The sequence below is a fragment of the Saliniramus sp. genome (assembly GCF_035311605.1).
In the GTDB taxonomy this organism is placed as follows: Bacteria; Pseudomonadota; Alphaproteobacteria; order Rhizobiales; family Beijerinckiaceae; genus Saliniramus.
The window spans coordinates 1-2,434 of the sequence record NZ_DATGCW010000264.1 but is presented as its reverse complement, the minus strand read 5'-3'; the positions used below and the strand labels follow the sequence as shown (position 1 = coordinate 2,434).

Annotated in this window: 3 protein-coding genes; 1 reads left to right on the top strand and 2 read right to left on the bottom strand. The window is 65.8% G+C overall.

Going from position 1 to position 2,434, the window contains the following annotated elements; translation table 11 throughout:
- Together VKP01_RS12020 and VKP01_RS12015 are read right to left on the bottom strand one after the other, a co-directional pair.
- The coding region (locus tag VKP01_RS12020; protein ID WP_324412596.1) for a dihydrodipicolinate synthase family protein at positions 1-786 on the bottom strand (786 nt) is incomplete at its 3' end.
- 104 nt (positions 787-890) lie between these two features.
- A complete protein-coding gene (locus VKP01_RS12015; protein ID WP_324412594.1) occupies positions 891-1,514 on the bottom strand; it encodes a PilZ domain-containing protein in 624 nt (207 codons plus the stop codon).
- Between the two features lie 232 nt (positions 1,515-1,746).
- On the opposite strand from VKP01_RS12015, the gene VKP01_RS12010 reads away from it, so the two are divergent.
- A partial coding sequence (locus VKP01_RS12010; protein ID WP_324412592.1) for a hypothetical protein occupies positions 1,747-2,434 on the top strand: 688 nt, incomplete at its 3' end.

Below are 2,434 nucleotides of genomic sequence, written 5' to 3'. Positions count from 1 at the left end.
GGCCTTCACGCCGGTCACGTTGGTACCGTTCATCTCCTCGGCGCGAATCGCCTCGAACTCGGCCATGCCGTCGATCAGCTGCATGGCGCGCGGATAATCGCCCGCTTCCAGCGCCGCATGGATGGCGACGGAACGCTCCGGCCAGACATTGATCAGTCCCGAGGTGAAGCCGCGCGCCCCCACCGCGTAGAGCGGCGGCGCCCAGACTTCGGCCAGCCCGCCGACCCAGACGATCCGGGAGTCGCAGGCGCGCATCGCTTCAGCGAGGCGCAGGGGCGCGGGCGTCGCCCATTTCACGCCCATCACGCCGGGAATGGCGCAAAGCTGCGCGATCGCCGCAGTGCCGATCCCGTCATTGCGCAGATACAGCATCAGCGGCAGGCCCTCTGCCGCCTCGGCGACCGCCTCGACATAGGCCACGACGCCGCGCGGAGCGACGAAGGGATCGGGCGGCTGGTGCACCATGATCGCCTGCGCACCCGCCGCCCGCGAGGCTTTGGCGAGGCGCTGCGCATCCTTCACCGAGCGCCCGACGCCGCCGATCAGCGGCACGCGCCCCGCCACATGCTCGGCCGCCGCATGCACCATGCGCTCGGCTTCCTCGATGGTGAGCCCGTAGAATTCGCCGGTATTGCCGTTGGCCACGAGAATATGCACGCCCGCATCCACTGCGCGATCGACGATCGGCGCGAGGCGTTGGGGCGCGAGCCCGTCATCGGCATCGAAGGGTGTGACCAGAATTCCGGATATGCCCGTAAACGCCTGGCGCAATCGCGCGTGATCCATTGCGATAATCCTCCCCGAAGCCTGAATGTCGTTGGGGAAGAACCTATCACCGGCGCATGGCGGGGAAGTTGCGCAATCCTTCACACCCGGATGGCGTGAAACGCTTACAAGCGAATGTCCTCGTTGAACACATCAGCGGGAATGGCGTCATGAAAATGTACGCCGATCGCCTCCTCGGTCGCGCGCACCACGCGTGCCGGCGTGTTGCCGATGGTGAGCATCGTTCCGGGTGCGAGGCCCTGCGAAACCGTGAGGCCGGCGCCGGTGCGCGAGAGGTCCAGGACGCGCCCCTTCAGGCGCCGACCGTCGGATAAGGTGATGAAAACGCTGCGCTTCGATGGCACCAGCCTCTCGCCGGCGCGTTCGTCGCCGAGCCCGAGCGCGTCGCGGTTGGCCAGCCAGGTGAGCTGATCGGCCAGATGCAGGCGCTGCCGGCGCGAGGTGATCATCGACATGGCGAAGCCGTGCGGCATGTGGCGCACGATCTCCCCTTCGAGGCGCCCCAGCAGCGGCAAATGGCAGACCACCCGCTCGCCGATCGCCCCTATGACCGGCGCCTCCAGCGTCAGATTGCCGGGTGAGATCGAAACACTGCGACAGGGGTGGTCCTTGCGATCGGCCAGCATGTAGCGGCCGTCGAGGGCGACATCGACGCGCGCGAAGCGGCGCCGTTCAGCGCCCGGTACGATCGCGGGTTCTGCAGTCGCATGAGGTTCGGCTGCGATCATGAAGCAACTCCCGTCGAATAAACACGCGGACGCAACGATAGGCCGGGCTTCCTTTAAGGAGGTTTAAGCATCGGGACATTTGGGCGAATTTCAGCAAATCTGCAATCATGTCGCGCATCGCAAGGGCATGCACTGCCGGGTGATCCATGAACGGGACTTCCCATTCGCCCGATCTGGCTTAGCTTGCCGTGTACGGCGCGGCATCCTGCCAGCCCAAGGGAGAAGGCAGACCATGGCGGACGGCAACCCGGAAACGCATCAGGGCGAGCGGCAGATCGCGCATCTGCGCTGGCTGAGCGTATTGTTTTCCGCGCAGACCGGCTGGTTGCGCTTTGTGTTGCAGAGCTTCGTCCTGAGCATGATCGGCCTGCTGCTCGCGACGGGCTTCTACATCCTGACCTACCCCGCCCTGCGCGCAGGGCTCATGCACGATCCCATGCTGCTCAATGCGTTTCTGCGTCAGATCATGGCGAGCGGGCTCCTGATCGTCTTCGTGATCAACGCGATCGGCTTTGCCAATTACCGCGCCTTCGTCGCGCGTGGCAATGACGGGCGCAGTATGGCTGCCGTGCTCGGCGCCGATCTGTTCACGCGCGGCTTCCTTTTCTTCGTCATGCACGCGATCAGCTATTACCTCGCGGCCGAATATTATGGCTCGTTCGGCGGCAATGTCCTGATCGCCCTTCAGGTCGTCGCGCCGACTCTCGCGGGCGCGGCGCATATGGGCAATCTCTCGGGAGTCTATCTGTGGGCGACAGCGATCAGCGCCCTGCCCTTCTTCATGGTTGTACTCGCGCAAGGTACGCGCGGGCGCGGGCGGCTCAACGATCTCGTCCGCGCGGCGCTGACCCGGCTGGGGCGCAGTTCCGGCGAGCACGCCCGCCCCGGCTGGCCGCACCTGCTGCTGGCGCTGGCCGTCT